Below are 16,313 nucleotides of genomic sequence, written 5' to 3'. Positions count from 1 at the left end.
GGTGAGAGATCCACGTATTGGTGACAGGCACCGCAAAAAGACAAAAGGTGGATTTGTATCTTATGGGTGGACAATGGAGTTTCTATGATTAATAGTAGCTCCCTTTTTAGTTCTGTAAAATACAAATTGATGAAATAAATGGAGGTTACATAGTAATCATTTCCTCGTTTTTAGATAGTCGATTCAATGTCTTCTATAGATTTTCTCACCTAGTTCCTTTATGTTTAATTGAAATAATTTTGATGTGTTACAATTTTAGTTAATAACAGAAATATTAAGGGGACTACTATGGGGAAATTTATAGGGAGAGATAGACTACTTGATCACATCGATCAAGTATCGAGTAGAACCAATAATGAACTAAAGGGTCTTAAAGGTGAAATTGAAGTCGGAGATCTTTTAGCAAACCACTTACCAGGAGATACATATATTATAGCTCAACCTGTCATTGGAAAATATGAACCGGATTTTCTAGTAATTTCACCTCGCTACGGATTTCGATTGATTGAAGTGAAAAATTGGAACCTGAATTATATTAAAAGTATCCAATCAAATGGATCCTTCTCTGTAGTAGATAAATTGAATAATCCTTTGCAACAAGTTCGAAAGCATGCAGATGACTTAAAAGGATACTTGTTGTCCAACCATAAATATCTTGGTGATCCGCATAAGTTGATAGGTTATGTGAACATACAATATGGATTTAATAGAATCGATATGCAAAAGTTTGTTGAAAATTGGGACAAGAACAATGCAGATGATTTCTTTACTTTTCACATGTTTAAAGATGAGCTGAATTCACAGTTAGACGAAAGGTTGGCTAGGGCAAGTAAATTCCGAACAAATGCCATTCCAAAGAATAAAATAGAAGATATTATTAGGAATATTAGAGTTTCAAATGAGATGCTATCAGAAGATGAAATTAATTTTAAGGTAAAATCTAGTGAAATTGATCAAAAAACTGAAGAATTAAAACAACTTACCAACCAAACAAAGCAAATGCTAGAAGAACAGAATAAACCTGCTAATGTTCAAGCGGTAGTACAAAAAGAAAAATCTAATTCAGTGTCAAATGTTAAACGCAATATTTTTTATTGGATATTAGGTGCAATGGTAATTGCTACTTTGGTATATATATCACAGGACGGTATTGGTAAACCATCAAATTCCACTCTGTCAACTGAATACAATCTTTCAAATATTAAGGTTAATGACCAAAATAATGAAAAGATAATAGTTCAAGCTGAAGTTATTGATTTTCAATATGACAGTCAAAATGGAATTAAATATCCAATGAAACTGGGACAATACCAGCTGTAATTTTTAGCGATACAAAAGTACCATATATAGAGGTTGGTGATACTTTCGTGTTTGAAGGAAAAGTACAAGAGTTCCAAGAAGAAATGGAATTTAAAATTTCAAACGTCTCGCAACCATGAGATAATATCATATATAAATCAGACTCTAGAATACAAGAATACAGTGGTACGCTCATAGAGAGGTGACAGAAAAGATAGATGGGTCAGACCCTGCCTGTCGACATCCTGCGGCAGATGGGTTTGGTTCCCTTCTGTTCGTCGAATCCAGTCTATGACTAGTACTCCCTATTTGTCATTCCCAAGAATAGGAAATATATTTAAAATATAACCAGAGATAATACTACTAATTTGTCGAAAAGAAGGTGATTTATAACTTGCATCGAATTCATATAAATACTTTTTAATTTTAAGACAAAAGTATAATTTATTTTGTTATCTTTGCCTTTCACCCAATTTAGAAGCTATTTTATTCTGTTGTTACTTTTGAAAAAGAAGGCTGCAAGGTAGGTCTGAAGAAACGTGCTACCAGCTAGCTCGAGTAGGGTAGCTACCTTAACTTAAAAGCCATAACGAAAGAACGAAAAGAACACAAAAGTCTAATGAAGTTTAGTCATTGTGAAACATTTTGCATAAATAAACGCTTTTCCCTGATAAAGGAAGGTGTTAGTTATTTTCAAAGAAATAATCAGATTGGGGGAATAATGATGGAAACAAGTTCCAAATTAAAAGTAATTAATTCGGAGGATATAAGACATCAGCTACATATTCTTGATGTACCATTGTCAGCATTAAAAGAGAAAAGAAGTAAATATTTTTTGAAGATCAAGAAAAAATATACATATCAAAAAGCGGTTGTTAAAGTTACGTTAGATAAGTCTATAATTCATAATAGGCAAAGTATTAGCAAAGATTCTTTTACTGTTAAATTCGAAGATAAAAAGATCAATATATTCATAGAAAAGCAAGATGCGGAAAAAATTTTCACTAAAAAAATGGGCAGATACCGTATAACCTACTTTCTAATTGATGATGATAGGCTAGCGATAAAAGTAAAGAGCCACTTTAAACAGGCGTTTTATAACAATGTAATACTTCCGCGTATTAAAATGATGAGAAGCAAGGAAGAACATGTAAAAACCCAGAAACAGAATAAAGGAACCTACACCTCTGAGGATTTACGCAAGAGTGATTTTCGCTATGCGGATAAGTTTCCTTACCACCACTCCCCAAACAGTGACGGTAACAGATCAAGAAAGGAAGTATTTGGCGGGGCGTTTTCAGGCACATCAAGATCAGGAGGAAAACGGAAACGAAAGTAAGAAAAATCATGATTTTCTTATTTTGCTGTTTCAACTTTATGTTCAATATTTGCTATCTTGTAATAAATACGATGCAACAAACGAATAAAGAAAATAAAACTTAGACGATGATAAGGCACTTGGATGAGAAGAAAACAAAGAATATGGATGCCAAACCACTTTTATCAAATCGTCTGTGGAGAAAATTGACAAGATGGAACCCCCATATACCAGTCTCACCCCAAAGCTTTATTCCTTCTATATTTAGCTAACAAATCAGCAACTCCTACTTGCTCCAGTTGCAACGATTGTTTGTTAGGCAACTGTTTTTTTGATGCTCGCTCCTTAAACCAGTCCGGAATTACTTCCTGCTTCGTTTTCCTGTTGTTCGGCTTCTTCTGCCTTTTTAGATTTTTAAAAGCTGATTGTTCAGCTCGTATATCGTCAATGCTAGTAACATCTTTTTTGTCCCAATCCTGAAGAATACTTTTGACATAGCCCCAGTTCGCTTTCCCGCGATTAAGGGCTATTTTTAATGCCTCGAGAACGATTGAATCACCTACGTTAGTGATCCAATCCAATAATTCATTAGCTATGTAAGGTCGAATCTGGTCGAAATTATCCTGATAAAATGCAATTGCATCTGTTGTTGTTGTATTGTTTTGTTTCTTTTTCGTTTCGTTTTGTTTAATTAATGGGGCCATACTGTGGTTCGCTTGTTGGTCCCTACTCTGGTTCTCACTATAGACACTGCTGTGGTCCATAATGGACGACAAGCTTTGCATCTGATAAACAGCTGCCAGGTTTCCACCTCTAGATTGGTAGGAAAGATAACCCTTTTCTGTTAGTTCCTCACGTGCCCGTTTAAAGGAGCTTTCTTTTAAACCCGCCTTTATTCTTAAAACAGAGGCAGCAACGGTAAACTGTTGTTTCCATCCTGTTTTATTGTTTATATGCATTAAAGTATGCCATAGTGCAACGGCAGAAGATGACAGTGGATTTAGTTCAATTTGATAATAAAATGAGTTCATTTCTTTAATATAATTCAAGGGGGATGTTCCTTTCTTTTTGGTTGATAGTGGTTGGAGCGGAGAATCTTAACATACAGAGAGCGGTTCGTTGCATTTGTTTTTCGATCATGTAATAAGACTGGTTCAATATAAGCTGTTGTCCGTTTTTAAAGATGATAGTCGATTGTGGGTTTGTTTTTTGTACAGAATAGTAGGGCTTTGCTGACTTAACGTGGTTGAAGAATATCCAACTGCATTCGAATTGGGATGGTGAGTGGGTAGGGAAGGTGTAGATGTTCATGCTTGGGTTAACTGGAATCGGAACTTTTTGCCGGGATTCGGTTTTATACATTACGGCTGTTCGTCTTCCTTCATAAGATGCGCCACCTTCAAGGCAGGCTGTTCTAATTAGTTCCATCGGCATTTTTTTGACGAATAGTTTTCGACCTGGTTCAATTACAATGGCGTCGTAATCAATCTGAAAAGAAGGCAGGATTGCCATGGTGCGTTCGTTAATGTCGTAGTTAGATAGGATTTCTGTCATTGTGGTAACTCCTTTAGTTGGGGTATGAAGATGAAATGTGTGCTGCACAAAGAGAGGCGTAAAGATGGGACGAGGTAGGTATTGTGTAGAAAGATAAAACGAAATTACTCAGGATGTTGTTGATCGATTTCTATTTTGATTTTCTTGTAGATCTCATGGACGTTCATGTTTAAGGCTTGTTCAAGTTTAAATATTGTATAATTTTTTGGTTCTGTTTCCCCGCGTTCAATTTCTCCAATACTATTAGTACTTACACTTGCTCTTTCTGCTAATATCAGTTGAGTAATGCCATGTTCTTGTCGGATATATTTTATGTATTTTCCGAATAACCGGTTAAATTCTACATTAGTATCCATGGCTATCTCCCTTTCCTTGAATCTATTATCAAGGTAGGGAGAAAATAGGTACACAAGCTACAGTTGTTATTTTGGTAATATATGTAAAATTATTGATATTTATTTTGAATTTAATAGTAGGAATAAATATATAAACATAGTGCCTAGTCTTCCCGCCGCTTTTTGAACTTTTTCACACAAGTTGTGATAGGAGAGTTTGAACGCCCTGAAGGGCGTTTTGGGTGAAAAATTTTAAAAAGTTAAAAGTTGTAGTTCGCGGGTTGATTTTAGGTAGCAGCTTCAGTTTTAGTTTTTGTACTTTAAGTTTGTGAAAGAGTAATAGAATGGATAAAGGCTTTTGTTAAATGCTTTAGTTTGTAAATACAGGGGTAAGCTTACAGACCCTACCTGTTGATAAAATGGGATATTTGAATCAGTAGGGAGAACAATTAGTGGAGCAAATTCTGATGACAAGCACCGGAAAAATACAAATAGCGGATTCGTATCTTATAGGTGGAAAGTGGAGTTGCTAGTAGTAATAGTAGCTTTTTTTGTTTTATTTTAATGAGTTCTGGTAACAGACACCATAAAAAGACGTGATTCGAGCTGGTCGAGAGTTTACAGTCGGACTTGTGACTGTCATCGTCTGTGAATTGTAGAAATATGTCGAATGATGTTTTGTAATAATCTTCCTTATGGACATAAACACATGATACCCTCGGTGTAAGGTAGTGAGAGTAAAAACCCATCAATGGGTTTTTACTCATTCATTATACGAATGAGATCATAATGATAAAACCTTTTGTTTCTTTTTCTAGCGTCCCCATAAATCATGTTTAACTGAACATCTATATAGTCATCTTTATAAGATACCTACTTCAGAATTAAAATTTTTAACCATTTATGGCCCTATGGGTAGACCTGAGATGATGGAAACAGCCATGATGTTTGAGAATAATAGAGAGGAACTAACGAGTCGATTAGGTTGGTCCATTTCGAAGTAACAATCAAATTTATAAAACTACAAAATATAGATGGGTAATAAGGAAGAAGGACAAAAGTTGTTAGATCCTAGGGCATTAAAGTGCCAAGACCTAACAACTCTTATAATTCTAGTACCCTAGATTTATTTCCTTTTGAATGCTTTCATCACTTCTGCTAATAGGTGTGCTGCCAATCTAACAGTTTTATCATTTTCATCTACTATTGGATTAACTTCTGAAATATCAAAGCTTGTTACGTTTTCCTTTGAAATAATATAATTTAGAAGTGACCTCACTAATTTTGGATCCAATCCAAATGGTGATGGAGCACTAACCCCGGGTGCTGCGGAAGAAATGATAGAATCCGTACATAACGTCACTAAAACATAGTCATACTTGTCGGCAAATTCATCGATAATCTTGGTGGTCGAATAGTCATTTGAGAGGTTTTCTTCCAAAATATATGTACAACCATATTTATCTGCCGCATTAAATAAAGCCTTTGTATTACCCAAATTTTGGATTGCTAGGCATAAATATCCTGCACGTGAATCCAGGGTTAATATTTGTTTAAACATGGTACCTGAAGATGGGATTTCGCTTTCCCTCATATCAAAATGAGCATCAATGTTAATTAGCCCAAGCGTCGCATCGGATTCAATATAATCCCTTACACCTAGGTAATGGCCATATAATGTTTCATGTCCACCACCAATAATTATCGGTGTGCAGGAACTGTTAAGCTGCTTAGCAACATGCTCCCCAAATTCTTGTTGAGCCTGCTCTAACTCACTATTTACACAAACAACATTACCAATATCCACCACTCTCGTTTCTTTACCGGGAGTATATGGTAATTTCGCTAAAAATTTTTTAATTTCATTGGGCGCTATAGCAGCTCCAATCCTGCCGTTATTTCTTTTAACCCCTTCATCTGACTCAAAACCTATCAAACTTAAAGCATTCTCACCTTTCGATAGTTTCTCGATTGATTTTAAAGTAACCATTTGATGGAACCGAAAACTATCTTGGTTTTCCTGACTATCAATCCGGCCACTCCAAAGCTGTTTATCCGGTAATTTATAAATAGTAAAACACCCCGATTTATTTCCTATTATAGTTTTTTAGCTTTTTGTACAATCTTTTAAAGCAATAAATAAGCGATAGGAGTAACAATAACCAACGTTAAAATAGTACGTTCAATCCATATCACGATTAATTTTGGAATACTGATTGGTATTTCAGTAGACAGTATACATGGTATTAAGGCTGAGAAAAACAAAATGGCTGAAACGGAAAGGACTGCAATAACAAATTTCGTAATTAATGGTGCACCAGCGACTAGGAGTGCCGGTAAAAACATTTCAGTAATTTCAACAGCAGAAGCTTTGGCGGCTAGTAATGGTTCTGGTATTTGCATCAACCATGTAAATGGATAAAATATATAGCCAATGATATCAAAAGTAATTGTGAACTCAGCTAATACTAAGCCTAACAAACCAACGGATAGGATGGAAGGTAAAATAGCCATCGTCATAATCAGACCATCTTTAAAATTCATCCAAATATTCTTTCCGAGTGATGGTGCCGTTGCAGCAGTTTCCAGTGCTTGACTCCACGCTACCTTTAGTCGATTATGTGTGATTTTTACTTCCGGATAGCCTTTTCCATCATAGTAATCATCACTAATTTTATTTAACGGCATATTCTAACAGTTATGGCTGTTACCAAAAATGTCACTATCAAGGTTACCCAAAAGTAGATATTCCAGATGTCCATAAGTTCCAATGTTTTAGCCACAACAATCATAAATGTTACAGAAACGGTTGAAAACCCTGTAGCAATTATTGTTGCTTCCTTAATTGTGTACCTTCCCTCTTTAAACACGCGATTAGTTATCAACAAGCCAATTGAATAACTTCCAACAAAAGAGGCAACAGCGTATTGCGGAACGACCAGGGGTATTCCAGATGGGTCGCATAATGGGTTGCAACATTACTCCGAAAAATTCTAGTAATCCGTAACCCACTAATAAAGCCAGGAACATAGCACCGATAGGTACAAGTACGCCAACTGAATACACTAATTTTTCCATCAGAAATGGACCCATATTAGGTGCGAATAACCAATTGGAACCGAAGTCAAATATCAGCATTATTGCTACAACTAAACCAATTACTTTAGAAAATGAAAGGACTGAATGGACCTGAGGTAACGGCCTTACTAGATTATTGTGAAAAACCACGGAGGTGGGGCGAGATCCTGGACTTTATGAATACAAAGATGACGATATCAGGCTCTTATTTCAGAAAGAGCATTGTATTACCACTAATTAAAGAAGGGAAGTTACAGAGGGACTTTATAACGGATGTTCAAAGTAAGCGAAAATATTATATGGTGAAGAAGTAATGGAGAAACCACTGAGTTGGCTGATGCAGCCGCTTGGTGGGCTTTTTTTGTTTTTGTTAAATGTATTATTTTGAGATAAGCCTTTCTATTAATATGGTAAAATTGGGAATAAAAAATGAGTGAAGTTATCAAATTTACACTGGGGGATATACAAACTATTAAAACTGATATAGATGAAGCAACCAAGTTAGTTAAACATTATGCTATCCAATATAAAGGGCAAGAGCATTATGACCATCTAGGTGCAAGTTGTGTTATGTCAGCAACCAATGTAGTTGATACAGTTATTGGTTCAGCTCAATACTTAGATGGGGCGTTTCTAATGCCGGATGAAATTCATGTTGAACGTTTAGTTGACTGGTTTATAAAGAATAGAGAATTTGAGTGTGATAGAGCCATTCTTACCTTTTATTTTGCAAACTATATTAAGCGAAAGATTAACTCCTTATATCGCTCTATCACTAAAGATGAGTTTGCTACCACTCTAACTATTATGGGGAATAAAGAAGCGACTAAAGAATTTAAAAAGCAATGCCGTGATCGTGAGAAGCTAGGTGTTAAAATCATCCGGCAGAAAGCTAAGGAGTGAGCATTGATGAGTAAGGACTTATACATGAAAAAGCTTGATAAGTTAATAAACAAATTTATTTTTAAATCACGTGATTTCGTGGATTATGCAGCACACCTTTACGGATACAATGAAATGTTGATGACAGGAGAAACAAACACAAAGTTTACATATGATCATGAGTACTTTAATTTTACAAAGAGCACTAAAACCTTAATTAGTATCAGAGAATTATTGAAAAAGGGCCATAATGAAGATGCACTAATATTAATTAGAACTATGTTTGAAAATTACTTGAGCAGCAGATACCTTAATGAAAATGAGGAATTCATTGACCAGCTAATAACCTTTCCTATAAATTTATTCTTTGCCAACTACAATATCCGAGAAGATGGAGAGATATATAATCGGGAAGGAGAAAAAATTGGAGAGCTAATAAATCCAAGTGGATTTAAAACGGGGAAAGACAAACAGTATTATTACACGTTTTATGGTTTCCTATCTCCTTTTGCTCATAGCAACTTTGGAGTGGTTAATTATTATTTAGATGAACATTTTCGTTTTACAGTTGAAAAGGTAAATTATCCAATACTTGTTCGATTCTTTACACTTTTTGTATTCACTAAGATTTTCGAACATATTGTAACTGTTGAAGGTGAAGATTTTCTCAACAAGAGAACAGAGAAAGAATGTTATAAGCTGGTTGAAGAATCTATCAAGTTTCAAGACGTATTAACTCCTATTTTAATTTCAACATTTAAATCAGATGATACTCAGGTTAAACACTACAATAAAAGAATGAGAGAAATGTTGAAGGCCATGAGGAAATCCCTAAAGGAAAAGCTTGGGAGTGTAAATAAAGACTTTCTAAAAGACTAATAGATTTTTGTTGTATAAATATTCAATGATTAAAGTGTGCGTGTAGTAGATGAAAGAATGCGATTAAGGAAGGATGGAACAAATGGCTTTTCAATTTGAGGATGTGCAACGATGGGTATATGTATTGGAACTAGAAGATGATAATTACTATGTTGGTCAAACTGATGATTTAGAAAAAAGAATAAAAAAGCATGGAACGAAGAAGGGAGCTCAGTGGACGCAAATTTATAAACCAATTTCGACAATACATAAAATTGATGCTGGGATTTGTACTGAATTTGAAGCTTTTAAAAAAGAGAATGAAATTACTATATTAATGATGAATAAATACGGATGGGAAAAGGTACGGGGTGGAGACTTTTCTAGTCCAAATGAATTGACGATTTATAATCAATTAGTGAAGGCAATTGATAAATACAACATTTTGTTTGAATTAAAAAAGCCAGAATCAGTTAAGGAAAAACATAAACTTAAAATATATAAAGGGATGAACAGGAGTAAGGAGAAACTTAATATATTGCAAGACTTAGATAATAAAACTAGAGCAACAATACTTGCTTCGATTTCCGCAGTATTTAATTCAAAAACCAGTAAATATAGTTTAACGGAACTTGAGAATTTGGACTGTGAAACTCTATGTGACAATTGGTTGCAAAAAAATGAAAATAAATATTCACTTGATAAAATACATTCTGAAGAATTATTGAAACAAATAAAAAAATTAAAAGCAGATAAGATTGTACGATTAAAGAAAAACTTGTTGCAGTAAGCATCGGTTCGGACAGTACTGAATAGCAATTTTACTAGTTCTGCTGCCTTACTAGAACTGGGGGATTTCAAGTTATGGGGATTACAAAAAAATATACTAAATCAGATGATACTTTTCTTTTATTTGTAGATGAAAAAGATAGTTTTCATCCTTTAAAATGGAGTGAAAAAAGTGTTTATCCTGAATTATTTGTTCTACTAGGAATAGGCATTCAACAGTCAGACTTTGATAAACTAGTTAAAAGTTTTAATGAATTTAAGAAAAAAGTGCGGCCGAATTTAAATCCTATGGATTGGGAATTAAAAGGGGCTAAGGGATTTAAGAATGACTCTGGGGATTGGTGTTCAAAAGAAGAAATGAAAGTAATATGGATTAAATTTGCTGAATTCCTGTCAAAACTAGACGTACCATATACCATTCATGGAGTTTTTAGCGATAAAAGGGCAGTGGTACATGAAAGAACTTATGATCCACCTATAAATTGGAAAAAAGAAGGTCTCTATTCCTTCATGCGATTAAACTTTGCGCAGTTGTTAATAAACACATTAATGGTAAAACAAGCAGATACTTCGACTTTAAATATAGATAGTGAAAAATTAGAAGCTGATATAACGCTACGTTCACTGAAAGTCTATTTTGACGAAATGAAGGATCTATGTATAAATGCTGATGAAGAGTTAGCTCAAATAGGTGCAGAACTAGATATTCAAATGGATTTTAATCAATTGGGATTCGAAAAAAATAATACTTATTCTGTAGGAATTCAGTTTGTTGATATTCTATTGTACATTATATATAAATTTATGGCCGGACAAGACGTTGTAAACTTGAGTGATAATGCAGATGAAAAAATAAAATATTATAATTCAATAATGCATTCAATTCGTCAACATTTTCGTAAAAATATACTCTTACCAAAGAAATCTGCAATTTTCATGCCAAGTAAAACTTATAATATCATCCTTAAGTCTATTAGCAAAATTATAATTTATGTCTTTTGTAATAGCTATACACGAACTAATCATTGGTGTAGAATGCTCTTCGATAAAAAATAAGAAGCTAATCTTCAAAATGTACAAAAAGCATGATGTATAGTGAATTTTGAAGCAAATGATAAAGGTTACAATTTGAAAACATGTGATAGGCTACATTTTAAAGAGTTTTACAATATGTAGCCTATTATCTATCTTGAAATAAACTGATGAAGAATTCTTGCATTCGCTTTGGGGATTTATATGAACTCATTATAATCTACTTATAAATTTTTTTATCAAGAAACTCTTTTATGGATTCCTTAAATGTGAAAAATTTCCAGTATGGAATAGTTTTTTCGAGAAATATTAATTCCATACTCTGGGGTGCTCTTTTGTCCCGGCTTACCATAATTTCTGTCTACGAAAACTTGATTTGGGACTTTCCAGGCTTCTGAAGGGATTAAAAATACATAAGGCATTTTTCCAGGTTCAAAAATTAATAATACAACGTATAGATTTTTATTAGAGATGTCAAACTTTGTTTTTGGCACAAACACATAACCTGTACCTCTTAAGGACTTTACTTGAATTTGACTAAAATGGCCTTTTTTGTCTTTCACAATAAAGTCAATACCATGATCATCTACTTCTGTTGTGTACACTTCTAATCCATATGATGCAAATTCCATTTTTGCGAAGTATTCAGCGTATCTCTCTTACTGTAGAGAACTTAGCATTGTCCAATCTGTATTTGGCATAGTAGAACCTCAACTCCTTTTCTGCAGGGGAGCTAGTATTGAGTAAGCGTCTAAGGTGTTGTTGTAGCATTTATTTTTGTTAATTTAATTTGGTGTTTATCGAATAAATCTTCAAAAAAGTCTACGACCCTTTCTTTTGACTCTGCCTCTTCTTGTTTGGTGTTAGCCATTAATTCACGCCCGCCGAATCTATAAACCTCATATCCACTTAATCTAAGTCTTCTATCTTCTGAAACCATTTCAGCATATTTTTTTGGAGAGGGTTCATTAATGTGATCCTTTGTGTAATGTTGTTTACCGTCAATCTCAATAACAATCTTATTGTTTTCGGGTAACAACATTAAAAAGTCCATTCTTTGTCTAGGAATTCTACTTCCACCATTCAGTTGTCTTAGTGTATAAGGATCATAATGTAGGTAAACTTGTGGGATTAATGCTGGAACTTCTTCATAAACAGTCGGACTAAAGGTTTCATAATATGTCCAAAAGAAAAGCTGTTCTGGCGGAGAAGAAGCAAGGCTTTGGTTTAATCGGTGATAGAATTTTCTATCTTGATCAGAGGGCACATTGTATGTTTGTGACCACCAACCAACTAAATCTTGCCATGTTAATCCATCAGCTGTAATAGGTTGATCATAAATTAGGATGTGGTTTTTATTTGCAACAACGTCAATATCATAGTTTAGAGTATCTACTAGAACAATTTCTGGCTTTGGTCCATCAGATGCAAATAAAAGGTTTTTTAGGGATCCACTATGTTGTTGGTTATTATATTTTACTGTAAAAGCATTGCCATTATGTATGATTTCATAACCGTCGAATCCTAGAAACTGATTAAGATTATCCACGATGTCATTAATATTTCTATGTGAATTAATGTACTGTCGAGGATGCAAAGCATTTTCAATAATAGTATCAAGTTTAGCTGTGCCATTAATACTTTGTATGGTGTTTCTTGTATACTTTGCTTTACTTCCTGCCTCATGTACATTATCGGGATAAATGTGGTTAAATCCAAATTGGTTGAAAAAAATCACCAGTTCATTTCCTGTCCTGCCTAAGGAATCATTAATGATGCCTATTAATTCTTCAATTGTTTCATTAGACACTCTCATAAAGTACATTCCCCTCCTAAAAAAGTGAAATTATATACCTAACTGTATAGAACTTAATCTTAATTCATTGTATACCGTCATAGAATGTTTTACCATAACTAGTCCCTGAATAACCTGAAATTTTAAGTTTCTTGAAGCAGCAGGTTTAGATTAAATCTTCTATATTTATAAATATGTGTAATAGTACAAACTGCTCGCTGAATACCCATTAATAAAAATGAAGTGGGTGGTTCAACATGAGCAAGCAGCCAAAGAAGATAAAACTTTCCCAGATAAGGTTGGAAACAAGTTATCGAAGAAGTGAGAAGGATTTAAGTTTGGAATTAAGTATTAGTAGACAAGGATTAAAAGTGCCGCTAACTGTTGAGGAAGAAAGTGGAAATCAATATGTGTTAGTGGATGGGTACCGTCGGTTTTACACTCTTGATTTTTTAGGGATGGAAGATGCTGAATGTAACGTTGAAAAGCGATCATCAGAAGAGGAAAGAATAGTTAAAAGGTTAGGGATAGAATTACACACCAAGAAGAGAACTGCATATCAATTGGAAAGAATGATTAACCGGTTATTAGAAAATGAAAAGTACGATACTAAGATAATTGCTAGTCTTTGTGATGTTAAAGAGGATACGATAAAAAAGTATATACGTGGTTCTGATGTTGATCCAGAGTGGTTGAGTAAAGGGGAAAAAAACAATGCTGGGAGGCATGCATATACTGAAATTCATCATTTAAATATCAGTAAGGAAAATAAAGATTATATTGCTGGTAAATATGGAGATAGGCAAATCAACAAAACTGCTGTTGGTGTCATCAAAAAAGCGACGGGTGAAAAAGCATTTAAGGATATTCCAGAAGAACATGTAAAAGAGTGCGTAAATCAAATTATCGAGCAGCAATCAAAAAACTATGAAACTGTGAAGAGGTTGTTTCTGAAAATAGTTTGCAAGCTAAATACACTAAAAGCGGTCATACATTCATGCATAACCTAACATTGGTTTGGATAAAGAGTGTAGAGAGGGTATTCAGCATCCGAAATTACATGGACTATTTATCAGATAAGCAAAAAGAAAAGCTAACTAAGTCACTCAGGAACTTAATATTAATGTTGAACCCACCAATAAAATGGTCGGATTTTCCCAAGGATGAACAGGCTTATGAAAATATAGAAGATGATGACAGTGAAAGCTTGGAACATTAATAAAGCTCCAAAATAGCATGCGTTGTAAATATAACTTTATATTTAATAGAAGAAACTCATCTTAATACGCTCATCACCTTTATAGGTGGTGGGCCATTTTTTGTTATATGAAATGAAATCCGCAATAAATATGAGGTGACGAGGAGCAAGGACGCTGGGGGAGAGGAATTAATATATCGCATTATATTAAGTAGAAACTCGTTTATTTTCATTTTAAATTTTTATCCATTCAGCTCCACGGCGATGATTCGCGAGCCATTAGAAAGTGGCGAGGTTTATATTAGTAGAGCTCAAGGAACAGTTTCATATCCTGCAAAATTCCAATTAATTACTGCAATGAATCCTTGTCCATGTGGATATCTTGGTGCTAAGAATCGCTACTGTACATGTAGTCCAAAAGAAATTCAGAGATATCAGAACCGTATCTCAGGTCCTTCAATCCCTTTAAAGTAACCAACGCATTTATGGAAGAACAACCCTTCGAAAAAAGAGGGTGGCGTGAAAAATCACACCACCACATTTGACAGAGATTCTTATTTTTCCACTTGATGTAACCTAAACAAAATTTAAATTTCTGATAAATACACTTACTATATGCTATTGAATACACAATCAATCTGACATTCAAATTTATATGATTGTATTAGGTAGAAAAAGCTATTTACTTTTAGATTGCAGAATCTTTGTCATTGTAATTTAATTTTAGGTCTTTATCAACTTGTTTTTGTGCTGGGTTAATTTTTGAGAACACATAAAATGCGATTGCACTAACTATTAATGCCGGATAAATCGGGTCTAATCCAAAAAATGGGATAATACCCCTCTCGACAAGAATAACGGTAATGCTACCCAATATTAAGGATGCTAATGAACCTGCAGGACTTGCTTTCTCCCACAAATGTCCAACAACATATGGAATAAAGGCACCACCAGCTCGTAAGGTGAATGAGAACATTAATAAGGTGATGATGTCGGAAATATTAAATGCTGCAACACTAAAACTCAATATTCCAACTATCCACATAACAATTCGTGTCATCTTAAGTAAATCTTTATCCGATGCATTTTTATTAATATACTGATGGTAAATATCGTTAGAAAACATAGATCCGGCAGCTAGTAAATTACTCGATGCACTAGACATTGTAGCTGAAATCAAGGCTGCGAATAGCAAACCAACAAGTATGTCAGGCAATACATTAACTGCTAGTACAGGGAGTGCATATCTTCCACCTTGTTCCATTAATAATACACCATCAATAGTTCCATTAGCTTCCATCCCATACATTAGTAGACCAATAAATGCTGGAATAAATGCAAATATCGCATAGACAAACGCAGTAATATATGAAGCTTGTTTTGCTGCTTTACCATCTTTTGCAGAGTAATACCGTTGTACCGCTTCTTGACCAACTGTAAATGAAGCTACATACATAACAACTAATGCAATAATGGTACCAATACCAGCACCATCTACCATGCTCCATTTTTCATCAGGTATGGCTGCTGTTATACTTTCAAAGCCTCCACCAGCATTCAACGTGAAAGGGATGATTGCCGCCATACCAAACAAAATTAAAAACCACTGAACAACATCTGTATAAATAACACTATACATTCCACCCATAACACTATATGCAGTTACAACTAGTGTAACAATTAAAACGGATAATGTGTAACCCCATCCAGTCATTACCGATAGAATAGTCGCAGATGCAATCAATTGAACGGCCGTTAGACCAATCATAGGTAAAACCATAATCGCAGTTGTTAATATTCCACTTTTTTCACCATAACGTTTTCTAAAAAATTCAGGAACTGTTTTAACTAAAGCATTACGTAACATCGGTGCAATAAATGCTAAAATAATAAAAGCAAATGCCATGGCAAGTACATACCAGAATGCTGAGAACCCCCAGCTACCATAAGCTTTTTCCACAACACCTAATGAGGAACCCCCACCAACTTCTGTTGCTGCTAAACTACCTGCTAGTAGCCAAGGACCCATTTTACGACCGGCTACAAGAAAATCTTCATTATTGGTTATCTTCTTAGAGGACAAAAAACCGATATAGATCATTACCGCTAAGTAAACAATCACAATACCAATTACGATAAAACTTACAGACATCAAACCACTCCTTTTATAGTTTG

Annotated in this window: 14 protein-coding genes and 2 pseudogenes; 8 read left to right on the top strand and 8 right to left on the bottom strand. The window is 34.3% G+C overall.

Annotated features, from left to right (window positions below):
• Nucleotides 1–288: 288 nt before the first annotated feature.
• Nucleotides 289–1,320 carry a nuclease-related domain-containing protein gene (locus LD272_RS08280; protein WP_226036137.1) on the top strand — a complete coding sequence of 344 codons (1,032 nt, stop codon included), beginning with the start codon at nucleotides 289–291 and terminating at the stop codon, nucleotides 1,318–1,320.
• A 703-nt stretch (nucleotides 1,321–2,023) separates the two neighbouring features.
• The gene (locus LD272_RS08275; RefSeq protein WP_226036136.1) at nucleotides 2,024–2,638 is read left to right on the top strand and encodes a hypothetical protein; all 615 of its coding nucleotides are present in this window, start codon (nucleotides 2,024–2,026) and stop codon (nucleotides 2,636–2,638) included.
• 215 nt (nucleotides 2,639–2,853) lie between these two features.
• Here the strand turns inward: LD272_RS08275 and LD272_RS08270 are convergent, their stop codons facing one another.
• The 5 genes and pseudogenes from LD272_RS08270 to LD272_RS08250 form a co-directional block, all read right to left on the bottom strand.
• Nucleotides 2,854–3,666, bottom strand: a complete 813-nt coding sequence (locus tag LD272_RS08270; RefSeq protein WP_226036135.1) for a DnaD domain-containing protein — start codon at nucleotides 3,664–3,666, stop codon at nucleotides 2,854–2,856.
• A complete protein-coding gene (locus LD272_RS08265) occupies nucleotides 3,653–4,171 on the bottom strand; it encodes a competence protein ComK (protein ID WP_226036134.1) in 519 nt (172 codons plus the stop codon). The genes LD272_RS08270 and LD272_RS08265 overlap by 14 nt, the downstream gene beginning before the upstream one ends.
• Nucleotides 4,172–4,275: 104 nt before the next feature.
• Complete coding sequence (locus LD272_RS08260; RefSeq protein ID WP_226036133.1) at nucleotides 4,276–4,527, bottom strand: helix-turn-helix domain-containing protein; 252 nt, start codon at nucleotides 4,525–4,527, stop codon at nucleotides 4,276–4,278.
• 1,105 nt (nucleotides 4,528–5,632) lie between these two features.
• On the bottom strand, nucleotides 5,633–6,538 hold the full coding sequence (hutG, locus tag LD272_RS08255) for a formimidoylglutamase (RefSeq protein WP_369413952.1): 906 nt from the start codon (nucleotides 6,536–6,538) through the stop codon (nucleotides 5,633–5,635).
• A 95-nt stretch (nucleotides 6,539–6,633) separates the two neighbouring features.
• Nucleotides 6,634–7,695, bottom strand: a pseudogene (locus LD272_RS08250) (YjiH family protein); the annotation flags it as partial.
• Between the two features lie 318 nt (nucleotides 7,696–8,013).
• Here LD272_RS08250 and LD272_RS08245 point away from each other — a divergent pair.
• From LD272_RS08245 to LD272_RS08230, 4 genes are all read left to right on the top strand, one after another.
• Nucleotides 8,014–8,487: a hypothetical protein gene (locus LD272_RS08245; RefSeq protein ID WP_226036132.1), complete on the top strand. Its 474-nt coding sequence runs from the start codon at nucleotides 8,014–8,016 to the stop codon at nucleotides 8,485–8,487.
• A 6-nt stretch (nucleotides 8,488–8,493) separates the two neighbouring features.
• A complete protein-coding gene (locus tag LD272_RS08240; RefSeq protein WP_226036131.1) occupies nucleotides 8,494–9,345 on the top strand; it encodes a DUF5677 domain-containing protein in 852 nt (283 codons plus the stop codon).
• 82 nt (nucleotides 9,346–9,427) lie between these two features.
• Nucleotides 9,428–10,114, top strand: a complete 687-nt coding sequence (locus tag LD272_RS08235; protein ID WP_226036130.1) for a GIY-YIG nuclease family protein — start codon at nucleotides 9,428–9,430, stop codon at nucleotides 10,112–10,114.
• A 74-nt stretch (nucleotides 10,115–10,188) separates the two neighbouring features.
• Nucleotides 10,189–11,169 carry a hypothetical protein gene (locus LD272_RS08230; protein ID WP_226036129.1) on the top strand — a complete coding sequence of 327 codons (981 nt, stop codon included), beginning with the start codon at nucleotides 10,189–10,191 and terminating at the stop codon, nucleotides 11,167–11,169.
• A gap of 239 nt (nucleotides 11,170–11,408) precedes the next feature.
• Here LD272_RS08230 and LD272_RS08225 read toward each other — a convergent pair whose 3' ends face one another.
• Complete coding sequence (locus LD272_RS08225; RefSeq protein ID WP_226036128.1) at nucleotides 11,409–11,777, bottom strand: DUF4365 domain-containing protein; 369 nt, start codon at nucleotides 11,775–11,777, stop codon at nucleotides 11,409–11,411.
• Nucleotides 11,778–11,896: 119 nt separating this feature from the next.
• The gene (locus LD272_RS08220) at nucleotides 11,897–12,961 is read right to left on the bottom strand and encodes a putative endonuclease domain-containing protein (protein ID WP_226036127.1); all 1,065 of its coding nucleotides are present in this window, start codon (nucleotides 12,959–12,961) and stop codon (nucleotides 11,897–11,899) included.
• A gap of 236 nt (nucleotides 12,962–13,197) precedes the next feature.
• Between LD272_RS08220 and LD272_RS08215 the strand changes: the two genes are divergently transcribed.
• Both LD272_RS08215 and LD272_RS08210 read left to right on the top strand, forming a co-directional pair.
• On the top strand, nucleotides 13,198–13,950 hold the full coding sequence (locus tag LD272_RS08215; RefSeq protein WP_226036126.1) for a ParB N-terminal domain-containing protein: 753 nt from the start codon (nucleotides 13,198–13,200) through the stop codon (nucleotides 13,948–13,950).
• Between the two features lie 344 nt (nucleotides 13,951–14,294).
• Nucleotides 14,295–14,594, top strand: a pseudogene (locus LD272_RS08210) (ATP-binding protein); the annotation flags it as partial.
• A gap of 232 nt (nucleotides 14,595–14,826) precedes the next feature.
• On the opposite strand, the gene LD272_RS08205 reads toward LD272_RS08210, so the two are convergent.
• The gene (locus LD272_RS08205) at nucleotides 14,827–16,290 is read right to left on the bottom strand and encodes a sodium:solute symporter family protein (RefSeq protein ID WP_226036125.1); all 1,464 of its coding nucleotides are present in this window, start codon (nucleotides 16,288–16,290) and stop codon (nucleotides 14,827–14,829) included.
• Nucleotides 16,291–16,313: the final 23 nt, after the last annotated feature.

The sequence above is a fragment of the Aquibacillus saliphilus genome, assembly GCF_020404745.1.
Lineage (GTDB): Bacteria > Bacillota > Bacilli > Bacillales > Amphibacillaceae > Aquibacillus > Aquibacillus saliphilus.
Note: the sequence above shows the minus strand (reverse complement) of the source record. Positions and strands in the feature narration are given on the sequence as shown.

Excerpts from the sequence above, each read along its gene's own strand:
- LD272_RS08280 (WP_226036137.1), top strand. The coding sequence starts at position 289 with ATGGGGAAATTTATAGGGAGAGATAGACTACTTGATCACATCGATCAA.
- LD272_RS08275 (WP_226036136.1), top strand. The coding sequence starts at position 2,024 with ATGGAAACAAGTTCCAAATTAAAAGTAATTAATTCGGAGGATATAAGA.
- LD272_RS08265 (WP_226036134.1), bottom strand. The coding sequence starts at position 4,171 with ATGACAGAAATCCTATCTAACTACGACATTAACGAACGCACCATGGCA.
- LD272_RS08260 (WP_226036133.1), bottom strand. The coding sequence starts at position 4,527 with ATGGATACTAATGTAGAATTTAACCGGTTATTCGGAAAATACATAAAA.
- LD272_RS08245 (WP_226036132.1), top strand. The coding sequence starts at position 8,014 with ATGAGTGAAGTTATCAAATTTACACTGGGGGATATACAAACTATTAAA.
- LD272_RS08240 (WP_226036131.1), top strand. The coding sequence starts at position 8,494 with ATGAGTAAGGACTTATACATGAAAAAGCTTGATAAGTTAATAAACAAA.
- LD272_RS08235 (WP_226036130.1), top strand. The coding sequence starts at position 9,428 with ATGGCTTTTCAATTTGAGGATGTGCAACGATGGGTATATGTATTGGAA.
- LD272_RS08230 (WP_226036129.1), top strand. The coding sequence starts at position 10,189 with ATGGGGATTACAAAAAAATATACTAAATCAGATGATACTTTTCTTTTA.
- LD272_RS08225 (WP_226036128.1), bottom strand. The coding sequence starts at position 11,777 with ATGGAATTTGCATCATATGGATTAGAAGTGTACACAACAGAAGTAGAT.
- LD272_RS08220 (WP_226036127.1), bottom strand. The coding sequence starts at position 12,961 with ATGAGAGTGTCTAATGAAACAATTGAAGAATTAATAGGCATCATTAAT.
- LD272_RS08215 (WP_226036126.1), top strand. The coding sequence starts at position 13,198 with ATGAGCAAGCAGCCAAAGAAGATAAAACTTTCCCAGATAAGGTTGGAA.
- LD272_RS08205 (WP_226036125.1), bottom strand. The coding sequence starts at position 16,290 with ATGTCTGTAAGTTTTATCGTAATTGGTATTGTGATTGTTTACTTAGCG.